The 1,588-nt window shown below is 61.0% G+C and carries 2 protein-coding genes; both read left to right on the forward strand.

The features are described 5' to 3' along the window. Positions 1 to 177 precede the first annotated feature (177 nt). Positions 178 to 762: an ISAs1 family transposase gene (locus A9Q02_RS25275; protein WP_097650479.1), complete on the forward strand. Its 585-nt coding sequence runs from the start codon at positions 178 to 180 to the stop codon at positions 760 to 762. A gap of 278 nt (positions 763 to 1,040) precedes the next feature. Then, complete coding sequence (locus tag A9Q02_RS00990) at positions 1,041 to 1,274, forward strand: hypothetical protein (protein WP_097650480.1); 234 nt, start codon at positions 1,041 to 1,043, stop codon at positions 1,272 to 1,274. The last annotated feature ends 314 nt before the right edge of the window (positions 1,275 to 1,588 follow it).

Below are 1,588 nucleotides of genomic sequence, written 5' to 3' on the forward strand. Positions count from 1 at the left end.
GCCGTGCGCGCGACCGCCGCTTCCGTGGGGGCCGCACTTGCCCTGATCGGTGTCCCTACCACTTTGACGTAGCCCTATAGCGAAGGGCCATGGCGGTTGCATCTTCTGGATTGCGCTCAGGCACGGAATGCGGCATGATACGGCCATACGAATCCGCATGGTGCTTGGAGGTTTCGCATGTCCCCATCACGAGAGCTTGCCCTGGCGTCCTCTTTCGCAACCGTCGACGACCCACGGATCGAGCGCACCAAGGCGCACAACCTGCTCGATAGCATCATCATCACCATGTGTGCGGTGTTCTGCGGCGCCGACGATTGGGTCGGGGTGGCGGAGTTTGGCACCAGCAAAGAGGCATGGCTGAAGGACATGCTGGAACTTCCCAATGGCATTCCTTCCCACGATACGTTTGGGCGGGTGTTTGCGCGCATCGACCCGGATCAGTTTCAGCAGCGCGTTCTGCCGTGGATCCAGGCGATTCAAACGATGCACACCGATCGGACGGGCAATGCGCCCCAGAATATGGGCGTGGTACGGCACATCGCGCTCAATCGCTTGCGCCAGGAGCCAAGCAAGGGCAGCGTCAAGACCAAACTCAGTGCGACCAGGTTGGTTTTGATCATCTGCGTTCGTCTCATCACAACTCCACCCGCACGGGCGGGTGCGCCGCCCGGCTCCATGCGGCGGCACCGGGCCATCCAGGACGATGCACATCCACCGACCCGGCGCGGCCCAATGGCATCGGGGAGCAATGGCAGTCGGTAGGGTATCCGTTGCGGCGAGGCTTCGCCTCTGACCACGAAGACATCTCTACCCCCGCCATGACCCCAAATTGCCTCATCTTTGACTCTTTTTGACTCATTGACACATGTGTGCAATAACGGTACGATAGGCTTATCCTCTGGGGATGCGGCGCTGGGCGCACTGAGGGAACCCGCCAGGGGGCCAGCATGACCGCTTCAGCGTCAGCTACCGGCCCATCAGCATCTTGACAAGGAAGGAAGGTCAGGGTAGCATGGTGGCACGGTAAACATGGAGGATCTATGGCCGGGAATGACCGGGCCAACGAAGGACGTCAGGCGGGGGTACCCGCCCGCATTTCCGAAACAACGCATCGTGAGCTACGCTATGTGGCTGCGGTCTGGTCGCTCAGCGCGAAGGACGGCGCGCCGACGACGATTCGGAGTCTGATTGATCTGGCCTGGGAGACGTTGAAGCAGCAACGCCCAGAGGTGGTTGAGTTGCTGAAACGGGTCGATTCAGCTGAGGCTGATTGACGAAATCCACGGATTCTGCGAACCCACCAGTCGTGCGCATCTGCCCTTCCTTCCGCGACCGATGGGCCTCATGAGGGAGATGATTGATGGACGTGCTGCCCCGTTGTGGTTGGCAGGGTCTGCGCAAACGGATCCTGTACCCGTCCCGCTTCCTAGGTTGGAAGGATGTCCGTTGGACGTTCCCATGTGAAGAAGGTGTCGTTCGGGTGGCCTGCCGATGCAGACCACCGCAGTGCTGCCACCTCGTCGGAGGTGGTCAATGAAGCTGACGCATCGTCCGCGCATCACGGCGCATGTGTGCCACGTTCCCGGCG

Source organism: Candidatus Chloroploca asiatica (assembly GCF_002532075.1).
GTDB classification, from domain to species: domain Bacteria; phylum Chloroflexota; class Chloroflexia; order Chloroflexales; family Chloroflexaceae; genus Chloroploca; species Chloroploca asiatica.